Genomic DNA, 19534 nt, shown 5'->3' on the forward strand with positions numbered 1-19534 from the left:
AAACCTTAAAATTCATAAAGATATGTCAACAGGCATTTGATCGTGATTATTTAACGCGCTAATTTTTCGTTATGTTGATCACATTCGTATCAAAAGAATGGTGATCTTAAAATAGCTTTTAAATATTGTGGTCAGGCCGCTAGACCACAATAAGAGGATATATCATGAAAAGAAAAACAATGGGATGGCTTATCGTTTTTCTTCTTTTTATAGTTTACATGCTTAACTATATGGATCGTTCAGCATTGTCGATCACCGCTCCACTCATCGAAAAGGAATTAGGATTCAATGCTGCTGAAATGGGTATGATATTCAGCGCATTCTTTGTTGGTTATGCACTGTTTAACTTTATCGGTGGCTGGGCCAGTGACCGATTTGGCCCCAAAACAGTATTTCTGGTCGCCGCATTACTCTGGTCAGTATTTTGTGGGATGACCAGTCTGGTTACTGGCTTATGGACTATGCTGGCTGTTCGCGTATTATTCGGCATGGCTGAAGGACCGGTCAGTGCTGCAGGTAATAAAATTATCAACAACTGGATTTCGCGTAAAGAATCTGCCACTGCCATCGGTATTTTCAGCGCAGGCTCGCCGTTGGGCGGCGCAATTTCCGGTCCAGTAGTTGGCCTGCTGGCTCTTTCATTAGGCTGGCGTCCGGCATTCGGTATTATTTTCCTGTTTGGTTTAGCCTGGGTATTACTTTGGTATTTCATTGCCAGTGATAAACCCTCAAAAAGTAAACACCTCGCCCCGGAAGAACGTGTCGATTTTGAAAACCATGATGACATCATTTTAGCGGATGACGGTAAAGCGATGCCTTCTCTCGGCTACTACATGAAGCAGCCGATGGTGTGGGCAACGACGCTGGCCTTCTTCAGCTATAACTACATACTCTTTTTCTTCCTGACCTGGTTCCCAAGCTATCTGAACCACTCGCTACACCTTGATATTAAAGAAATCAGTATTGCAACGGTGATCCCCTGGGTAATTGGTGCAATCGGCATGGTATTGGGTGGCGTATGCTCTGACTTTATCTATCGGGTAACGGGCAACGCCCTGCTTTCTCGCCGTCTCATTCTCGGTGTTTGCCTGGCTGGAGCGGCAATCTGTGTGGCGGTTTCTGGAACGGTTACCACTATCGGCAGTGCCGTTGGATTGATGTCAGTCTCGTTATTCCTGCTGTATTTGACTGGACCTATTTATTGGGCAGTTATTCAGGATGTCGTGCACAAAGATAAAGTGGGTAGCGTCGGTGGCGCCATGCATGGGCTGGCAAATATATCCGGAATTATTGGCCCTCTGGTCACCGGGTTTATTGTTCAGTTCAGCGGTAAATATGATTACGCATTCTATCTGGCTGGTGCTATTGCGATTGTTTCCAGCTGTCTGGTATTCGTATTTGTCAAAAATAAAGGATTAAAAACAAATGAAAGTCAAAGCTGTCTACATCAATAAACCTGGTGAAATTGAAACTCGTTGGGTTGATTACCCAGAAAAGAAAGATAATGAAGTATTAATAAAAGTTGATGCTGCTGGAATATGTGGCTCTGATATAGGTGCATTTCGCGGCACCAACCCCCTGGTGACCTATCCACGTATTATTGGACATGAAGTCACGGGTATTGTTATTAAACAAGGCAATGGCATGCCAGCAAATATTAAGGAAGGTGACCGCGTTATTGTTGATCCTTATATTTATTGTGGTCATTGCTACCCCTGTTCAGTGGGGAGAACAAATTGCTGTGAAAACCTGAAGGTCATTGGCGTACATATTGATGGTGCAATGCAGGAGGTGGTTGCTCACCCCGCGCATTTGATTCACAAAATCCCGGATGACGTCGCCACTGAGATGGCTCCGTTGGCTGAACCATTGACTATCGCACTGCATGCGTTACATCGCGCCAAACTGACGGCCGGGGAGCATATCGCCATTATTGGAGCCGGTGCGATTGGTCTGATGGCTGCATTGAGCGCATTGCGCTACGGTGCGACGCCAATTCTGATCGATATCGTGGACGAACGACTTCAGTACGCAAAATCGCTGGGCGTGCCTTACGTCATCAATCCGTCGAACACCCAGGTTGTTGAGGCGATAAAAGATATCACGCAGGGGACGATGGCACAGGTTGTCGTCGAAGCATCTGGTGCCAACAGTGCAATTCGCGAAACGCTGGATCTTGCTTCGTTTGCGGGTCGTATTGCTTTCACCGGCTGGCCAAAACAGGAGACATCGTTACCCACTAACCTGATCACGTTTAAAGAGTTGGATCTGCGCGGATCACGTACCAGTGCTGGCGAATTCGAAGAAGCGTTACAGATGCTGGCTACGCTGAACATTAATCCTGCGGATGTCGTCAGCAAGGTGGTGAATATTGATGATGTGCCTGACGCCGTGAAGGAACTCGATCAATACCCGGAACGCTATCTGAAGATCAATGCGACCTTTCATTAATTTTTCCAGGAGATAAAGCGATGGAACAAACCTGGCGTTGGTATGGCCCGAACGATCCCGTGTCGTTGTCCGATGTTCGTCAAGCCGGTGCAACGGGTGTGGTAACTGCACTGCACCATATTCCAAACGGTGAAGTCTGGTCCGTAGAAGAAATTCTCAAACGCAAAGCGATCGTGGAAAAAGCGGGTCTGGTCTGGTCGGTCGTGGAAAGCGTGCCGATCCATGAAGACATCAAGACCCACACGGGCCAGTACGACCTGTGGATCAAGAATTACCAGCAGACGCTGCGCAATCTCGCCCACTGCGGCATCTTTACCGTGTGCTACAACTTCATGCCGGTTCTGGACTGGACCCGTACCGACCTGGAGTATGTGCTACCCGATGGTTCAAAGGCTCTGCGTTTTGACCAGATTGAGTTTGCCGCCTTTGAACTGCATATCCTCAAGCGTCCCGGTGCGGAAGCGGACTACAGCGCGGAGGAAATTGCACAGGCTCACCAGCGTTTTGCGGATATGAGCGAAGAGGACAAAGCCCGGCTGACGCGAAATATCATTGCCGGTCTGCCAGGTGCCGAGGAAGGCTATACGCTGGACCAATTCCGTAGCCACCTTGCAACCTATAAAGATATCGACAAAGCGGCCTTACGGGAAAATTTTGCCTGGTTCCTGAAAGCCATTATCCCCGTTGCGGAAGAAGTGGGTGTACGTATGGCGGTTCATCCGGACGATCCGCCGCGCCCAATTCTTGGCCTGCCGCGCATCGTTTCTACTGTAGAAGATATGCAGTGGATGGTGGATACCGTAAACAGTACTGCCAACGGTTTTACGATGTGTACAGGATCTTACGGTGTACGCGCAGACAACGATCTGGTTGATATGATCAAACAGTTCGGCCCGCGGATTTACTTTACGCACCTGCGTTCCACACAACGCGAAGATAATCCCAAAACCTTTCATGAGGCGGCGCATCTTTCCGGGGATGTCGATATGTACAGCGTCGTGAAAGCGATAGTCGAAGAAGAACAGCGGCGTAAAGCGGAAGGCAACGCCTCACTTATCCCCATGCGACCAGACCATGGTCATCAAATGCTTGATGATCTGAAAAAGAAAACCAACCCAGGGTATTCCGCTATTGGTCGCCTTAAAGGCCTGGCTGAAGTACGCGGTGTTGAACTGGCTATCCAGCGCGCCTTCTTCAATCAGTAACCACATTGCCGCATGGTATCCCCGCCATGCGGTTTTTCACTTTCAGTCAGGACCGGTCTTTGATAGCGCATTATCAAAGAAGATCATCAATGACAGGAGTTTGTCATGGACAAGAATCTCGCCACCGCCCAGATTTCCACCCCACGCCCACGCTGGGATCGTTCACGCCTTGTTTCGCGCATCGTACATCTTGGTTGCGGTGCTTTTCACCGCGCTCATCAGGCGCTCTATACACATCATTTGCTGGAAAGCAGTGACAGCGACTGGGGTATCTGTGAGGTCAACCTGATGCCCGGAAACGATGCCACACTGATTCAAAACCTGAAGGCGCAGGATCTGCTATACACCGTTGCCGAGCGCGGAGCACAAACGACAGAGCTTAAAATCATTGGCTCGATGAAAGAAGCGCTGCATCCTGAATTTGACGGTTGTGAAGCCATTATCCACGCAATGGCCCGTCCAGAAACGGCCATCGTTTCGCTGACCATCACCGAAAAAGGATATTGCACGGATGCCGCCAGCGGCGAGCTGGATCTGAATCATCCGTTTATCCAGCACGACATTGCTCACCCACAGTCCCCCAAATCAGCAATGGGTTATATCGTCGAAGCCCTCGCTCTTCGCCGTCAGCAGGGATTGAAAGCTTTTACTGTGCTGTCCTGCGACAACGTTCGAGAAAATGGTCACGTCGCAAAAACCGCTGTCCTGGGTTTAGCCGCCGAGCGCGATCCGCAGTTGGCTGAGTGGATTGCCGAACAGGCAACGTTCCCATGCACAATGGTCGACCGCATCGTTCCGGCAGCAACAGAAGAGACGTTAGCGCAAATCGCTGAACAGCTTGGGGTAGATGATCCCTGTGCCATTGCCTGTGAGCCGTTCCGTCAGTGGGTGATTGAAGATAACTTTGTCAATGGACGCCCTGACTGGGATCGCGTGGGCGCACAGTTTGTAGCAGATGTGGTGCCATTTGAGATGATGAAGTTACGCATGCTCAACGGCAGCCACTCTTTCCTGGCCTATCTTGGTTATCTGGGCGGTTACGAAACGATTGCCGATACGATGACTAACCCGGCGTATCGCAACGCTGCGCTGGCTTTGATGCTCAATGAACAAGCGCCGACGCTGTCGATGCCGGAAGGAACAGACCTTGCGGCTTATGCAGAGCTGTTGATCGCGCGCTTTACTAATCCATCACTGAAGCACCGAACCTGGCAAATTGCGATGGATGGCAGCCAAAAATTACCGCAACGCTTGCTGGACCCCATTCGACTCCATCTGAAAAAAGGCGAAGACGCTCGCCATCTGACGTTGGGAGTCGCCGGTTGGATGCGCTACATCAGCGGTGTGGATGAACAAGGTCATCCGATTGAGGTGATAGATCCGCTGTCAGCACAGTATCAGGCTATTTATCAACAGTATCCATCAATAGAAGAACGTGTCCGGGCGCTGTTAGCCATTGACACTATCTTTGGGAGAGACCTTTGCGATAACGCAGACTTTATCGAACGCGTAACCGCTGCCTGTCAGCAATTGCACAGCGTAGGCGCACGTGCAGCGGTAGCCGCTCTAAGCCAATAGCGTGGTGTTATTAAAGACCCACAATCTGTCTGACATAGGCCAGATGTTCCAGCGATTTTTGGTAAGCACCGTCAGCATCAGCCTGGCGGATCGCATCCACAATCGCTTTATGCTGTGTATTCATGCTGGTTAATACATCCCGATTGCCGGAACGTTTGTCCAGCCCGGCATACGGGATATTAACGCGCTGTTCCCACAGCATTCGCGACATATCAAGCAGTACGCGGTTCTGGCTGGCCTCTGATACTGTCAGATGGAATTGCTTATCGAGGGAATAAAAACCATGCACATTGTTTTCGCTTATGGCCTTTTCCATGCTGAGATGCAGTGCTTCAAGCTGGCTAATGAGATCATCTTTCCCGGCCTGAGCAGCAAGACGCGCGCAATGGCTGTCGACCAACTCACGTGAATAGAGAATTTCTTCAATCGAATAATCACTGGTGGAATGCTTTTTATCCGCAACAATCACACCATTACCTGACTGGATGGTGATCCATCCGGAAATCTCCAGCACAATCAGCGCTTCTCTGAGCGATGCGCGACTTACACCAAGTTGCTTCGCCAGCTCACGTTCGGGTGGTAAGAAGCTTCCCGGCGGAAAAATACTATCATTGATGAGCTTAATGATGAGATTGGCTATCTTTTGATAGAGCCGCTCCTGTTTTACCTCAGGAATAACCATGTGTCTCCCGTTCTCTTATCTGTGCGATTTTTAACTGATTTATCATATCATTCCTGGAGTTAAGAAACGCACGTCAGAGTCAGTTCATGTATCACACATCACGATGATATTTTTTCTTATTGTGTGCAGACAGAGTCTTTCACTTATGCAGACACCAAATCCTGTGCGCATGCCCAGGCGCTCGACCACGCCCACTGGAAGTTATACCCACCCAACCAGCCGGTGACATCCATCACTTCACCAATAAAGTACAGCCCTGGCACTTTGCGGGCTTCCATCGTGCGCGAAGACAGTTCGTTGGTATCTACACCACCCAGCGTGACCTCCGCTGTGCGATACCCTTCGGTACCGTTCGGCTGCACCCGCCATTCAGTTAGCGTCTCCACCAGCGTTTGCTGATCGCGTACGTTAAGTTGTTTCAGCGTCACATCCGGGATTTGCCCTAATTGCTGCAGGCACTCCACCAGACGTTTCGGCAACTGCATCGCTAACGTGTTCTTTAAGCTCTGATTTGGATGTGCGCTTCGTTGTTCGTCGAGAAAGCTCGCAAGGTCAACATCCGGCAACAAATTAATGCTGACAAATTCGCCGGGCTGCCAAAAACTGGAAATTTGCAAAACGGCCGGACCTGAAAGCCCACGGTGCGTAAAGAGCAGGTTTTCACGAAATACGGTGCCATCTTCAGCGGTGATAACGGAAGGAACAGACACACCAGAGAGCACCTGAAGCTGCTCCAGCAGTGGCTTATGCAACGTAAAGGGCACCAGGCCTGCGCGCGTCGGCAACACCTTCAGTCCAAACTGTTCGGCAATTTTATAACCAAACGGCGTTGCCCCCAAACCCGGCATGGAAAGCCCACCGGAGGCAATAACCAATTTCTTCGCCCCGACCGTCATCCCGTTCAGTTCCAGAATGAAGCCGTTATCATCTCGTGCGACGCTCAGGACTTCGCTACGTAACCGCATCGTAACGTTACCCTTTTCGCACTCGGCAACCAGCATATCGACGATTTGTTGGGCCGAATCATCGCAGAACAGCTGACCGAGCGTTTTTTCGTGCCAGGCAATGCCGTGTTTCCCCACCAGATCGATAAAGTCCCACTGCGTATAGCGAGCCAGCGCCGATTTGCAAAAATGCGGGTTTTGACTCAAATATGCGGCCGGTTCCACATAAAGATTGGTAAAGTTGCAGCGTCCTCCGCCGGACATGAGGATCTTACGTCCAGGCTTTTTACCATTATCAATCAGCAGTACTTGACTGCCTGCTTGCCCTGCCTGCGCGGCACAGAACATACCCGCTGCGCCAGCGCCTATAATAACGGTATCAAACCTTTCCACGTTGCGATCCTCTCTAAAAAGCGGGCGTGAATTGTAAAGATTCCTCAGTGGTCGCACCAGCACCAAACTATCAATAATAGGTATTTATCTGAATTCTATAGGATAATTCTTTAGTGGTGTAAAACAAAGCAGGAGACAAATCAAAAAAACTCTATATTTCACTTTGCCCGCGCCGCCAAAGTCACTGATAATGCGCCGCGTTCATGTCCTCAAAATGGCGTAACGTCCTATGCTACATTTGTTTGCTGGCCTGGATTTACATACCGGGCTTTTATTATTGCTTGCTCTGGCTTTTGTGCTGTTCTACGAAGCAATTAACGGCTTCCACGATACAGCCAATGCTGTCGCAACCGTGATCTATACCCGTGCAATGCGTTCGCAATTGGCGGTGGTTATGGCTGCGTTGTTCAACTTCTTTGGTGTTTTGCTGGGTGGTCTCAGCGTAGCTTATGCCATCGTGCATATGCTACCAACGGATCTGCTGCTCAACATGGGTTCTTCACATGGCCTCGCCATGGTGTTCTCCATGCTGCTGGCGGCAATTATCTGGAACCTCGGTACCTGGTACTTTGGTCTGCCTGCATCCAGCTCCCACACGCTGATTGGCGCGATCATCGGTATTGGTTTAACCAATGCGTTGATGAACGGGACTTCAGTGGTGGATGCACTTAACATCCCGAAAGTGCTCAATATTTTCGGTTCGCTGATCATTTCCCCTATTGTCGGTCTGGTGTTCGCTGGCGGTCTGATCTTCTTGCTGCGTCGTTACTGGAACGGCACCAAGAAGCGGGCGCGTATTCACCTGACTCCAGCAGAGCGTGAAAAGAAAGACGGTAAGAAAAAGCCGCCGTTCTGGACGCGTATCGCGCTGATCCTCTCCGCTATTGGTGTGGCGTTCTCTCATGGCGCTAACGATGGGCAGAAAGGTATTGGTCTGGTAATGCTGGTACTGATTGGCGTAGCGCCTGCAGGCTTCGTGGTGAATATGAATGCTTCTGGTTACGAAATTACGCGTACCCGTGATGCTATCAATAACGTCGAAACCTACTTCCAGCAGCGCCCTGATCTGCTCAAGCAGGCGACCGGCGTTGATCAGTTGATTCCGTCTCCGACGGAAACGGCGACAACGACACCGGCAGAGTTCCATTGTCACCCGGCAAATACCATCAACGCGCTTGAGCGTGCGAAAGGTATGCTGGCAAACCTGGAAACCTACGACAAGTTAAGCGTTGAGCAGCGTAGCCAGCTGCGTCGCATTATGTTGTGCATTTCTGATACGACCGATAAAGTCGTGAAACTGCCTGGCGTAAGCAGCGACGATCAGCGCCTGCTGAAGAAACTGAAAACCGACATGCTGAGCACCATCGAGTACGCCCCCGTCTGGATTATCATGGCTGTTGCCCTGGCTCTGGGCTGCGGTACGATGATTGGCTGGCGTCGCGTGGCGACCACTATCGGTGAGAAAATCGGTAAGAAAGGCATGACCTATGCTCAGGGGATGTCGGCACAGATGACTGCCGCAGTCTCTATCGGTCTCGCCAGTTACACCGGTATGCCTGTTTCCACCACTCACGTTCTCTCCTCTTCTGTTGCAGGGACGATGGTTGTTGACGGTGGCGGTTTGCAGCGTAAAACGGTAACCAGCATTCTGATGGCCTGGGTCTTCACCCTGCCAGCAGCGATTATCCTTTCCGGGGTGCTGTACTGGCTCTCCCTGAAGCTAATCTAAGCGCATGCACAGTAAAAAAGCGGGTCAGGAAACTGACCCGCTTTTTTTATATCTGTCGTAGAAATCAGTGCCAGATAATCAGCGCGACCATACTGATTAACACCAGCCCACATAACGCGCTGGTAAGGATGAACTGACCGCGAACCCGCTCACAGCGGCGAATAAACTCATCGTCATGATGATCACGGTAACGCTGAGCGTAGATATACCACACCAGACGCATCTGCTTGTTAGGTTGCCCATGCGAGGTAAAAAAGCCGCCCCCATCGACATACTGGTAAAGTAATGGATCGCAACCACGAAGTACCACTAACAGTGCGCGTAGCGAAGAAAAATAACGCGCCATATTAACAATGCAAACGACACATAAAGCCCAGAATAACGCAATGGTGCTTATCATATCTCCTCCCCGGCGACCCGCCCACGGAACTCCTTTCCGGGACTACCGCTCCCCGATACCCTGCCAAACCATTCAGTGAAGAGTACAACCGAAACCGCTCGTGTTAGTGTCACGCATCCGAACGCCTCTCTAAATAGTGTAGGAGATTAGTTAATTTTTTTGCCAGAAGGTTAATCACTATCAATGCAATTAACTAAAAAATTTGTTTAACTACTTGGCAAGCAAGGCGGATTGACGGATTATCCCGGTCGCTATAATGTAAGGATAGTCCTTAAAAGGTACGTTTTTACGACTGGGCTAGCCCCGCGCACAAAGTTCGCAGGACGCGGATGACGCGGCGGCAAATGAACGCCAGCAGGCTAGTCATCGACAACTTATGGAAGGAGTAACACTATGGCTTATAAACACATTCTTATCGCGGTTGATCTTTCTCCAGAAAGCAAAGTTCTGGTTGAAAAAGCGGTCTCTATGGCGCGGCCTTACAATGCGAAAGTCTCCCTTATCCACGTTGACGTAAACTATTCCGACCTGTACACCGGGCTAATCGACGTGAATCTGGGCGACATGCAGAAACGCATTTCTGAAGAAACCCACCACGCGTTAACCGAGCTGTCCACCAATGCAGGCTACCCAATCACCGAAACCCTGAGCGGTAGCGGTGACCTGGGCCAGGTCCTGGTCGATGCCATCAAAAAATACGACATGGATCTCGTCGTTTGTGGCCACCACCAGGATTTCTGGAGCAAACTGATGTCCTCCGCGCGTCAACTGATCAACACCGTTCACGTCGACATGTTGATTGTTCCGCTGCGTGACGAAGAAGAAGCATAAAATACTTGCTGCCGGGGAATAACCCGGCCCACTGCAAGCATTAAAGCCTGTAAACGCCCGCCTATGCGGGCGTTTTTGTTTTTATCATTCGGACACAATTAGTACATCAATCCAACAAATAAATCATAATTAGTGTGATCAACTAATTGGATCGAAAACTATCTCTATAATAATCTACCCTTACGGCTAATCGCCGCAGTCTATAACAAAACAAGACTTTTTCGGCGCGTTTAAGCATACGCGTTCATACTTTTCGGGATGGCTTTGAAAGGCGATGGAATATGAATAAAACTGCACCTACGGGCTTGCTGCAGCAACCTCGTCCGTTCTTCATGATCTTCTTTGTGGAATTATGGGAACGATTTGGCTATTACGGCGTTCAGGGCATCCTGGCGGTATTTTTTGTTAAGCAACTCGGATTTTCTCAGGAACAGGCATTTGTCACCTTTGGCGCGTTTGCTGCATTGGTATACGGCCTGATCTCCATCGGCGGTTATGTCGGCGACCATCTTTTAGGGACCAAACGCACGCTGGTGCTTGGCGCTATCGTGCTGGCACTTGGTTACTTCATGACCGGGATGTCACTGCTCAAGCCCGACCTGATTTTTGTCGCACTGGGTACCATTGCCGTGGGTAACGGGCTGTTTAAAGCCAACCCGGCAAGCCTGCTGTCAAAATGCTATCCCCCGAAAGACGCACGTCTGGACGGTGCTTTTACCCTGTTTTATATGTCGATCAACATCGGTTCGCTGTTGTCATTGTCGCTGGCACCGGTGATTGCCGATAAGTTTGGCTACGCCGTTACCTATAACCTGTGCGGTGCCGGGCTTATCGTTGCACTACTGGTCTACTTTGCCTGCCGTGGAATGGTAAAGAATATCGGTTCTGAACCCGATCATAAGCCGCTGAATTTCCGTAACCTGCTCTATGTGCTGGCTGGTACGGTGGTGATGGTATTCATCTGCGCCTGGCTGATGCACAACGTTAAAGTTGCCAACCTGGTGCTGATCGTACTGTCGATTGCCGTCACCATTATCTTCTTCCGTCAGGCATTCAAACTGGATAAAACCGGACGCAATAAGATGTTCGTGGCCTTTATCCTGATGCTGGAAGCGGTGGTGTTCTACGTGCTGTATGCACAGATGCCGACATCACTGAACTTCTTTGCCATCAATAACGTGCATCATGAAATTCTCGGTATTACCATCAACCCGGTGAGTTTCCAGGCGCTGAACCCTTTCTGGGTAGTACTGGCAAGCCCGGTCCTGGCCGCGATTTATACCCGTCTGGGTAACAAAGGCAAAGATCTGACCATGCCGATGAAGTTTACGCTTGGCATGTTCCTGTGCTCACTAGGCTTCCTGACTGCCGCCGCAGCCGGAATGTGGTTTGCCGATGCTCAGGGTTTGACGTCTCCGTGGTTTATCGTGCTGGTTTATCTGTTCCAGAGTCTGGGTGAACTGCTGATTAGCGCCCTGGGACTGGCAATGGTCGCCGCGCTGGTGCCACAACACCTGATGGGCTTTATTCTTGGGATGTGGTTCCTGACGCAGGCAGCAGCCTTCCTGATGGGGGGTTACGTCGCAACGTTCACCGCGGTACCGGAAAACATAACCGATCCACTCCAGACCCTGCCTATCTACACCAACGTGTTCAGTAAAATAGGCCTGGTGACCCTGGCGGTAACGGTTGTGATGGCGATTATGGTGCCATGGCTGAACCGGATGATTAATACGCCGAGTACCGAGCAATAATCTTCAGTGCCGGATGCGGCTTACGCCTTATCCGGCCTACATTCAACATGCCCGATCGCTTTGCGCTATTGGGCATTTTCAATGCATTACCCTTTGCGCGCGGCAATCCACTCCTGTACTTCCACTACGAAGGTGTCCGGCGCTTTGCGGTACATCTTACGAGCCAAATCCAGAATGGTATGCTGGCCAAGTGCTTCTTCCATGCGCTGTTGCGCCATGTCCATTACTGAACGTACGCCGCAAATGCCTTCACAAGCCCACTCTGGCGGATGCTCCTCAAAAACGGCTAAACGCTGACGAATTTCACGACATTCAAAAATACGCTTATCGCCATCTATGGCATTGACCACATCCAGCACAGTGATGTCTTCCGCGGGTTTGGCCAACTGGAACCCGCCGCCCTTACCCTCGATACTGCGCACCAGACCTGCTTTCGACAGACGAGTGAAGATTTTTGCCAGATAGTCATACGGCACGCTTTGTAGTTCGGCAATTTCTCGCACGCTCATATCCCGCGCGTCGCCTTTGCTGTCGACCATACACATCAGGCTATGGATGCCGTACTCAACCCCGGAACTGTAAAATGCCATTTTTTATCTCAGCCAAAATGAATCTGAGTTTATTGTAGCTTTTTCATCTAATGCATTCCAGAGAACAGAGTAACCCTGCATAAGAATAAAAATATAAATAGATATTTATCAAATAGATAATAAAACAACCCGGCACAATAATGAAAAAAGGATCAGGATCGCATTGCAATCCATAACTACGACCAATAAAATCCGAGTAAATAAATCGTAGTCACCAGTGAGATAAAACTAATGCAGAAACAAATTCTGATCGTGGGTGCCGGTTTTGCCGGTATGTGGGCAGCATTGAGCGCCGCACGTCTGGCGGAGAAAAACCAGCAGACCATTGATATTACGGTGATTGCGCCACAGCCAGAGCTGCGTGTACGCCCGCGTTTTTATGAAAGCGCGGTCCACACGCTGGTCGCCCCGCTGCAACCCTTATTCGACGCTACCGGCGTTAACTTCCTGCAAGGTCACGTTGAGCAGATCCTCCCGGCCTCTAAAGAAGTCAGCTGGAAAGACGTCAACGGTGAAACCCACTTGCGCCATTACGACCGTTTGGTTCTCGCCAGCGGTAGCCACGTCGACCGCACCAGGGTTACCGGTGCTGCCGAACACGCCTTCGACCTCGATCAGTTGGAAAGCGCAGCTGTACTGGAACAACACCTGAAAGATCTGGCACAGAAACCGGAAAGTGACGCGCGCAATACCGTGGTAGTCTGCGGCGGCGGTTTTACCGGGATTGAGATGGCGCTGGAATTACCGGGGCGTTTGCGCGAAATATTGGGTGCTGATGCTAAGACCAGAGTTGTCGTAGTTGAACGCGGCGCTCAACCAGGCGGGCGCTGGAGCCCGGAATTACGTGACGTCATTATCGAAGCCTCCGCTGAACTGGGCGTCGAATGGCGGGTCAATGCGGAAGTGGAGTGCGTGGATGCCTCCGGCGTCACGCTGAAAGATGGGCAGACCATCGCCTCACAGACCGTTATCTGGACGGTTGGCGTCCAGGCAAACGGGTTAACGGCGCAAATTGACGCACCGCGCGATCGCCAGGGTCGCCTGCATGTGGACGCTAACCTTCAGGTCATCGGCCATGATGATATCTATGCCACCGGCGATGTGGCTTACGCCGCCACCGATGACAAAGGCAATCACGCGCTAATGACCTGTCAGCACGCTATTTTACTGGGCAAATTTGCCGGAAATAACGCGGCAGCCAGCTTGCTAAACGTTGCGCCACTGCCGTACCGTCAGGAAAACTACGTTACCTGTCTGGATCTTGGTGCATGGGGCGCGGTGTATACCGAAGGGTGGGATCAGCAGGTGAAACTGACGCGTGCAGAGGCGAAAAAACTGAAGGTCTCAATTGTCAGTGAGTTGATATATCCACCGAAGGCTGACAAGACCGTGGCGTTTGAGATTGCCGATCCGCTGGCTCCATTCGTGTAGTCGAATCGCCGGATGCGGCTAACGCCTTATCCGGCCTACAAACTACCAGGCAATTATCGACACCACTGCGGTAACGCCTTATCCGGCCTACAAACTATCAGGCGATTATCGACACCACTGCGGTAACACCTTATCCGGCTTTCAAACCACACTCAGCCGTAGGCCTGATAAGCGTAGCGCCATCAGGCGATTCAGCGCATCAAACAGGATGCGGCCAACACGTTACGCCGTCCCGGCGTAAATATCAAAGCGATGCCCTTTGGTGACTACCGCATTGGGTGTCGCCACATCCGCGAGCGGCGGCGCGTAATCCGGGCGCTTCACCACAACACGTTTAGTCGCCAGCTGACGTGCTGGCATCAACAACCCATCGGCATCTAAGTCTGGCCCCACCAGCGACTGAAACACGCGCATCTCTTTTTTCACCAGCGCACTTTTCTGCTTATGTGGGAACATCGGGTCGAGATACACCACCTGCGGGCGCGGCGTGATATCGGTCAACGCCGTCAGACTGGACGCATGGATCAGTTGTAATCGCTCCTGCAACCACGGCCCGATTTCCGGGTCGGCATAACCACGGGCCAGGCCATCGTCGAGCAGCGCCGCCACCACCGGATTACGTTCCAGCATCCGTACATGGCAGCCAACGGAGGCCAACACAAACGCATCGCGTCCCAGTCCTGCGGTAGCATCCACCACGTCTGGCAGATAATCGCCTTTAATGCCGACAGCCTTCGCCACCGCTTCGCCTCGTCCACCGCCAAACTTACGCCGATGGGCCATCGCCCCGCCGACAAAATCAACGAAAATGCCGCCGAGTTTCGGTTCGTCTCGCTTGCGCAGTTCCAGATGTTCCGGCGTCATCACCAGCGCCATCAGGTTGTCTGCATCATGCTCCAGCCCCCAGCGGGCGGCCAGGACAGATAAGGCGCCGTCTCCGGCGCCCGTTTCATCCAGTAAACAAATTTTCACGCGAACAATCAGCCCTTGATGCCGTAATGCGCCAGCATGGCGTCGAGCTGAGGTTCACGGCCACGGAAGCGTTTGAACAGCGTCATTGGCTCCTCAGAACCCCCACGAGTCAGGATGCTATCGAGGAACGACTGTCCGGTTTCGCGGTTGAAAATCCCCTCTTCTTCAAAGCGAGAGAACGCGTCAGCCGCCAGGACATCAGCCCACAGATAGCTGTAATAACCCGCTGCGTAGCCGCCCGCAAAAATATGGCTGAAAGCGTGTGGGAAACGGCCCCATGTCGGCCCTGGCACTACAGCAACCTGCTTTTTAATCTCTGCCAGGGTTTCAAGGATTTTCGCCCCCTGCTGCGGGTTAAACTCAGCATGCAGACGGAAATCAAACAGGCCGAATTCCAGCTGACGCAGAATAAACAGCGCCGCCTGGTAGTTTTTCGCCGCCAGCATTTTATCCAGTAATTCTTTCGGCAGCGGTTCACCGGTTTCATAGTGACCGGAGATAAACGCCAGCGCTTCTGGCTCCCAGCACCAGTTCTCCATAAATTGGCTCGGCAGTTCAACGGCATCCCATGGCACACCGTTGATACCCGAAACGCCGGCCGTTTCGATGCGGGTCAGCATGTGGTGCAGGCCGTGACCAAACTCATGGAACAGGGTGATCACTTCATCGTGGGTGAACAGCGCCGGTTTACCGTTCACCGGACGGTTGAAGTTACAGGTCAGATAAGCGACCGGTTTTTGCAACGTACCGTCGGTTTTACGCATCTGGCCGACACAGTCGTCCATCCACGCCCCACCGCGTTTGTGTTCACGCGCGTACAGATCCAGATAGAAACTGCCGCGCAGCTCGTTGTTTTCATCGTACAGTTCAAAGAAGCGAACCTCCGGATGCCAGACGTCTACATCAGTACGCTCTTTCGCGGTAATGCCGTAAATGCGCTTAACCACTTCAAACAGGCCGTTAACCGCTTTGTTTTCCGGGAAGTAAGGACGCAACTGCTCGTCGCTGATGCTGTATAGGTGCTGTTTTTGCTTCTCGCTGTAGTACGCGATGTCCCACGGCTGCAGCTCATCAACGCCAAATTCCGCTTTTGCGAAGGCGCGCAGTTGGGCCAGCTCTTTCTCACCCTGCGGACGCGCACGTTTGGCCAGATCCGTCAGGAATTCGAGCACCTGCTGCGGGTTTTCCGCCATTTTCGTGGCCAGAGATTTAAAGGCGTAGCTTTCAAAGCCCAGCAGTTGAGCCAGTTCGTGGCGCAGCGCGAGGATCTCTTCCATTATCGGGCTGTTATCCCATTTGCCCGCGTTTGGCCCCTGGTCAGATGCACGGGTGGAATAAGCGCGGTACATCTCTTCACGCAGAGCCTGGTTATCGCAGTAGGTCATTACTGGCAGGTAACTCGGGATGTCCAGCGTCAGCAGATAACCTTCCTGCTCTTTGGCTTCGGCCTGAGCTTTAGCGGCGGCCAGCGCACTTTCCGGCATCCCGGCAAGCGCAGTTTCGTCGGTGACGAGTTTGGTCCAGCCCATGGTCGCATCAAGCACGTTGTTGCTGTACAGGTTACCCAGTTCAGACAGACGGGTCGCGATTTCGCCATAGCGCTGTTGTTTTTCTTTCGGCAAGCCAATGCCAGATAACTCAAAATCACGCAGTGCATTATCGACCGCTTTTTTCTGCGCGGTGTTCAGGGTGGCGTAATGATCGCCATCACGCAGGTCGCGGTAGGCTTTGTACAGCCCCTCATGTTGCCCAACCCAGGTGCTGTATTCAGACAACAGCGGCAGCGTTTGTTCGTAGGCTTCGCGCAGCTCCGGGCTGTTTTTCACCGAATTCAGGTGACTGACCGGAGAGAAAATACGTCCCAGGACATCGTCCACTTCCGCCAACTGCTGGCAGAGATTTTCCCAGGTATACGGCGCACCCTGCGCAACCACGCGTTCAACGTTTTCGCGGCAATCGTTTAGCGCTTTAGTCACAGCGGGCACGACATGCTCAGGCTGAATTTTAGAAAACGGTGGCAGTTCGAAGGGAGTCAGCAATGGATTGGTCATTAGCGCGGTCCTGTTGAAAAGAGTGAATGAAGCGCGTATCCGGCGCTGTGCATATTATTTGTAGAATGGGGTTAAGTGTAGAGGATTTCAATGCTAACCGTGATGGAAAGACGCCCGGTGGCGCTGCGCTTACCGGGCCTACGGGTAATCTGTGCCGATCTGCTGTAAACTGTGGCAAATCGTCATTTCAGCGGAATTTCATTACCCATGCTCAGTTATCGCCACAGTTATCACGCAGGCAACCACGCCGACGTCCTTAAACACACCGTTCAGAGCCTGATCATTGAATCGCTCAAAGAGAAAGAAAAACCGTTTCTCTATCTGGACACCCATGCCGGGGCTGGCCGTTATCAGCTGAGCAGTGAGCATGCCGAACGTACCGGTGAATATCTGGAAGGCATCGCCCGTATCTGGCAGCAGGACGATTTACCTGCTGAACTGGAACCCTATATTTCGGTCGTGCAACATTTCAACCGGAGTGGTCAGCTGCGCTACTACCCGGGTTCTCCGCTGATTGCCCGCCAGTTATTGCGTGAGCAGGACAGCCTGCAATTGACAGAACTGCATCCAAGCGATTTTCCGCTACTGCGTTCCGAGTTCCAGAAAGACGAACGTGCGCGCGTCGCTAAAGCCGACGGCTATCAGCAGTTAAAAGCAAAATTACCGCCGGTTTCTCGCCGCGGATTGATCCTTATCGATCCCCCATACGAAATTAAGTCCGACTATCAGGCCGTCGTTGCCGGCATCAGCGAAGGTTACAAACGTTTCGCAACCGGTACCTATGCACTGTGGTATCCGGTAGTCCTGCGTCAGCAAATCAAACGTATGATTCATGATCTGGAAGACACCGGCATTCGTCGCATCCTGCAAATTGAGCTGGCGGTTCGCCCGGACAGCGATCAGCGCGGTATGACGGCTTCCGGCATGATTGTGATTAACCCGCCGTGGAAGCTGGAACAGCAGATGAACAACGTCCTGCCGTGGCTACACAGCAAACTGGTTCCGGCAGGAACCGGGCACACGTCCGTCAGTTGGATCGTGCCGGAGTAATCGCAGCCATCGGTGGAACCTTTTAATTTCAGGTATACAATCGCGAATATTTTGGCGGATGGCATAACGCTTCTCCGCCCTACAATGAACATGAAGGAGCGGTCATGACCAAGCACTATGATTACATCGCTATCGGCGGCGGCAGCGGCGGTATTGCCTCCATTAACCGTGCGGCAATGTACGGCCAGAAATGCGCACTGATTGAAGCCAAAGCGTTAGGCGGCACTTGCGTCAACGTTGGCTGCGTACCGAAGAAAGTGATGTGGCATGCCGCGCAGATCCGCGAAGCTATTCATATGTACGGCCCGGATTATGGTTTCGACACCACTATTAATAAGTTCGATTGGGATAAACTGATCGCCAGCCGTACCGCCTATATCGATCGCATTCATACCTCTTACGATAATGTGTTGGGTAAAAATAATGTCGATGTTATTAAAGGCTTTGCCCGCTTCGTTGATGCTAAAACCATTGAAGTGAACGGTGAAACGATCACTGCCGATCATATTTTAATTGCCACCGGCGGCCGTCCAAGCCATCCGGACATTCCGGGTGTGGAATACGGCATCGACTCCGATGGTTTCTTTGAACTGCCAGCACTGCCGAAACGCGTGGCAGTCGTTGGCGCAGGCTACATTGCCGTTGAACTGGCGGGTGTCATCAACGGTCTGGGCGCGCAAACACATCTCTTTGTGCGTAAACACGCACCGCTGCGTAGCTTTGACCCGATGATTGTCGAGACACTGGTTGAAGTGATGAACACTGAAGGCCCAACTCTGCATACCCACGCTATCCCAAAAGCTGTGGTTAAAAATGCAGACGGCAGCCTGACTCTGCAACTGGAAGATGGTCGTAGCGAAACGGTAGATTGCCTGATCTGGGCGATTGGTCGTGAACCGGCAACCGACAACTTCAACCTGGCGGCAACAGGTGTGAAAACCAACGAAAAAGGGTACATCGTTGTTGATAAATACCAGAATACCAGCGTTCCTGGTATTTATGCGGTCGGCGATAATACCGGTGCCGTTGAACTGACGCCGGTTGCGGTTGCCGCAGGCCGTCGTCTGTCCGAACGTCTGTTTAATAACAAGCCGGACGAGCATCTGGACTACAGCAACATTCCAACCGTGGTCTTCAGCCATCCGCCAATTGGTACTGTAGGGTTAACCGAGCAGCAGGCACGCGAACAGCACGGTGATGATCAGGTAAAAGTGTATAAATCATCGTTTACCGCGATGTATACCGCCGTTACCACTCACCGCCAACCGTGCCGCATGAAGCTGGTCTGCGTTGGACCAGAAGAGAAGATTGTCGGTATTCACGGCATCGGCTTTGGTATGGACGAAATGCTGCAAGGCTTCGCGGTGGCGCTGAAAATGGGCGCAACCAAGAAAGATTTCGACAATACCGTAGCGATCCACCCAACTGCGGCTGAAGAATTCGTCACCATGCGTTAAGCGCCCGAATGACCGG

16 protein-coding genes are annotated in these 19534 nt (G+C 51.7%); 10 read left to right on the forward strand and 6 right to left on the reverse strand.

What is annotated here, in order from left to right; genetic code table 11:
- The first annotated feature begins 164 nt into the window (after positions 1-164).
- The 4 genes from QMN38_RS14765 to QMN38_RS14780 all read left to right on the forward strand — a co-directional run bounded on the left by QMN38_RS14765 (position 165) and on the right by QMN38_RS14780 (position 5234).
- A complete protein-coding gene (locus tag QMN38_RS14765; protein WP_048213619.1) occupies positions 165-1454 on the forward strand; it encodes an MFS transporter in 1290 nt (429 codons plus the stop codon).
- On the forward strand, positions 1426-2451 hold the full coding sequence (locus QMN38_RS14770) for a zinc-binding dehydrogenase (protein ID WP_271454585.1): 1026 nt from the start codon (positions 1426-1428) through the stop codon (positions 2449-2451). Before QMN38_RS14765 ends, QMN38_RS14770 begins: the two co-directional genes overlap by 29 nt.
- Positions 2452-2471: 20 nt before the next feature.
- Positions 2472-3656: a mannonate dehydratase gene (uxuA, locus tag QMN38_RS14775; RefSeq protein ID WP_271441289.1), complete on the forward strand. Its 1185-nt coding sequence runs from the start codon at positions 2472-2474 to the stop codon at positions 3654-3656.
- Positions 3657-3761: 105 nt separating this feature from the next.
- Positions 3762-5234, forward strand: a complete 1473-nt coding sequence (locus QMN38_RS14780) for a fructuronate reductase (protein WP_271456054.1) — start codon at positions 3762-3764, stop codon at positions 5232-5234.
- Between the two features lie 10 nt (positions 5235-5244).
- Here QMN38_RS14780 and QMN38_RS14785 read toward each other — a convergent pair whose 3' ends face one another.
- Positions 5245-5916 carry a FadR/GntR family transcriptional regulator gene (locus tag QMN38_RS14785; protein WP_271441287.1) on the reverse strand — a complete coding sequence of 224 codons (672 nt, stop codon included), beginning with the start codon at positions 5914-5916 and terminating at the stop codon, positions 5245-5247.
- A 143-nt stretch (positions 5917-6059) separates the two neighbouring features.
- Positions 6060-7253, reverse strand: coding sequence for a BaiN/RdsA family NAD(P)/FAD-dependent oxidoreductase (locus QMN38_RS14790; protein WP_271448708.1), 1194 nt, complete (start codon positions 7251-7253; stop codon positions 6060-6062).
- Between the two features lie 229 nt (positions 7254-7482).
- Here QMN38_RS14790 and pitA point away from each other — a divergent pair, with 229 nt between their 5' ends.
- On the forward strand, positions 7483-8982 hold the full coding sequence (gene pitA, locus QMN38_RS14795) for an inorganic phosphate transporter PitA (RefSeq protein ID WP_137382012.1): 1500 nt from the start codon (positions 7483-7485) through the stop codon (positions 8980-8982).
- Positions 8983-9046: 64 nt separating this feature from the next.
- Here the strand turns inward: pitA and uspB are convergent, their stop codons facing one another.
- The gene (gene uspB / locus QMN38_RS14800) at positions 9047-9382 is read right to left on the reverse strand and encodes a universal stress protein UspB (RefSeq protein WP_003023371.1); all 336 of its coding nucleotides are present in this window, start codon (positions 9380-9382) and stop codon (positions 9047-9049) included.
- Between the two features lie 393 nt (positions 9383-9775).
- Between uspB and uspA the strand changes: the two genes are divergently transcribed.
- Entirely contained in the window at positions 9776-10213 is a 438-nt protein-coding gene (gene uspA / locus QMN38_RS14805) for a universal stress protein UspA (protein ID WP_137382013.1), read from the forward strand.
- A 281-nt stretch (positions 10214-10494) separates the two neighbouring features.
- Positions 10495-11967, forward strand: coding sequence for a dipeptide/tripeptide permease DtpB (gene dtpB, locus QMN38_RS14810; protein ID WP_271448709.1), 1473 nt, complete (start codon positions 10495-10497; stop codon positions 11965-11967).
- 86 nt (positions 11968-12053) lie between these two features.
- Here dtpB and QMN38_RS14815 read toward each other — a convergent pair whose 3' ends face one another.
- Entirely contained in the window at positions 12054-12557 is a 504-nt protein-coding gene (locus QMN38_RS14815; RefSeq protein WP_271448710.1) for an RrF2 family transcriptional regulator, read from the reverse strand.
- 231 nt (positions 12558-12788) lie between these two features.
- Between QMN38_RS14815 and QMN38_RS14820 the strand changes: the two genes are divergently transcribed.
- Complete coding sequence (locus QMN38_RS14820) at positions 12789-13988, forward strand: NAD(P)/FAD-dependent oxidoreductase (RefSeq protein WP_271441284.1); 1200 nt, start codon at positions 12789-12791, stop codon at positions 13986-13988.
- Between the two features lie 222 nt (positions 13989-14210).
- Here QMN38_RS14820 and rsmJ read toward each other — a convergent pair whose 3' ends face one another.
- Both rsmJ and prlC read right to left on the reverse strand, forming a co-directional pair.
- A complete protein-coding gene (rsmJ, locus tag QMN38_RS14825; protein ID WP_323605278.1) occupies positions 14211-14960 on the reverse strand; it encodes a 16S rRNA (guanine(1516)-N(2))-methyltransferase RsmJ in 750 nt (249 codons plus the stop codon).
- Between the two features lie 8 nt (positions 14961-14968).
- Complete coding sequence (gene prlC / locus QMN38_RS14830; RefSeq protein WP_323605279.1) at positions 14969-17011, reverse strand: oligopeptidase A; 2043 nt, start codon at positions 17009-17011, stop codon at positions 14969-14971.
- Between the two features lie 207 nt (positions 17012-17218).
- On the opposite strand from prlC, the gene QMN38_RS14835 reads away from it, so the two are divergent.
- Together QMN38_RS14835 and gorA are read left to right on the forward strand one after the other, a co-directional pair.
- Positions 17219-18061 (forward strand): 23S rRNA (adenine(2030)-N(6))-methyltransferase RlmJ, encoded by an 843-nt coding sequence (locus tag QMN38_RS14835; RefSeq protein ID WP_271441281.1) that lies wholly within the window; start codon positions 17219-17221, stop codon positions 18059-18061.
- Between the two features lie 104 nt (positions 18062-18165).
- Positions 18166-19518: a glutathione-disulfide reductase gene (gene gorA / locus QMN38_RS14840; RefSeq protein WP_323605280.1), complete on the forward strand. Its 1353-nt coding sequence runs from the start codon at positions 18166-18168 to the stop codon at positions 19516-19518.
- Positions 19519-19534: the final 16 nt, after the last annotated feature.

The sequence above is a fragment of the Citrobacter sp. R-1.5.2 genome (assembly GCF_035064245.1).
Classification (GTDB): Bacteria; Pseudomonadota; Gammaproteobacteria; order Enterobacterales; family Enterobacteriaceae; genus Citrobacter.

Coding starts and splice junctions, on each gene's coding strand:
- QMN38_RS14765 (WP_048213619.1), top strand. CDS start 165: ATGAAAAGAAAAACAATGGGATGGCTTATCGTTTTTCTTCTTTTTATA.
- QMN38_RS14770 (WP_271454585.1), top strand. CDS start 1,426: ATGAAAGTCAAAGCTGTCTACATCAATAAACCTGGTGAAATTGAAACT.
- uxuA (WP_271441289.1), top strand. CDS start 2,472: ATGGAACAAACCTGGCGTTGGTATGGCCCGAACGATCCCGTGTCGTTG.
- QMN38_RS14780 (WP_271456054.1), top strand. CDS start 3,762: ATGGACAAGAATCTCGCCACCGCCCAGATTTCCACCCCACGCCCACGC.
- QMN38_RS14785 (WP_271441287.1), bottom strand. CDS start 5,916: ATGGTTATTCCTGAGGTAAAACAGGAGCGGCTCTATCAAAAGATAGCC.
- pitA (WP_137382012.1), top strand. CDS start 7,483: ATGCTACATTTGTTTGCTGGCCTGGATTTACATACCGGGCTTTTATTA.
- uspB (WP_003023371.1), bottom strand. CDS start 9,382: ATGATAAGCACCATTGCGTTATTCTGGGCTTTATGTGTCGTTTGCATT.
- uspA (WP_137382013.1), top strand. CDS start 9,776: ATGGCTTATAAACACATTCTTATCGCGGTTGATCTTTCTCCAGAAAGC.
- dtpB (WP_271448709.1), top strand. CDS start 10,495: ATGAATAAAACTGCACCTACGGGCTTGCTGCAGCAACCTCGTCCGTTC.
- QMN38_RS14815 (WP_271448710.1), bottom strand. CDS start 12,557: ATGGCATTTTACAGTTCCGGGGTTGAGTACGGCATCCATAGCCTGATG.
- QMN38_RS14820 (WP_271441284.1), top strand. CDS start 12,789: ATGCAGAAACAAATTCTGATCGTGGGTGCCGGTTTTGCCGGTATGTGG.
- prlC (WP_323605279.1), bottom strand. CDS start 17,011: ATGACCAATCCATTGCTGACTCCCTTCGAACTGCCACCGTTTTCTAAA.
- QMN38_RS14835 (WP_271441281.1), top strand. CDS start 17,219: ATGCTCAGTTATCGCCACAGTTATCACGCAGGCAACCACGCCGACGTC.
- gorA (WP_323605280.1), top strand. CDS start 18,166: ATGACCAAGCACTATGATTACATCGCTATCGGCGGCGGCAGCGGCGGT.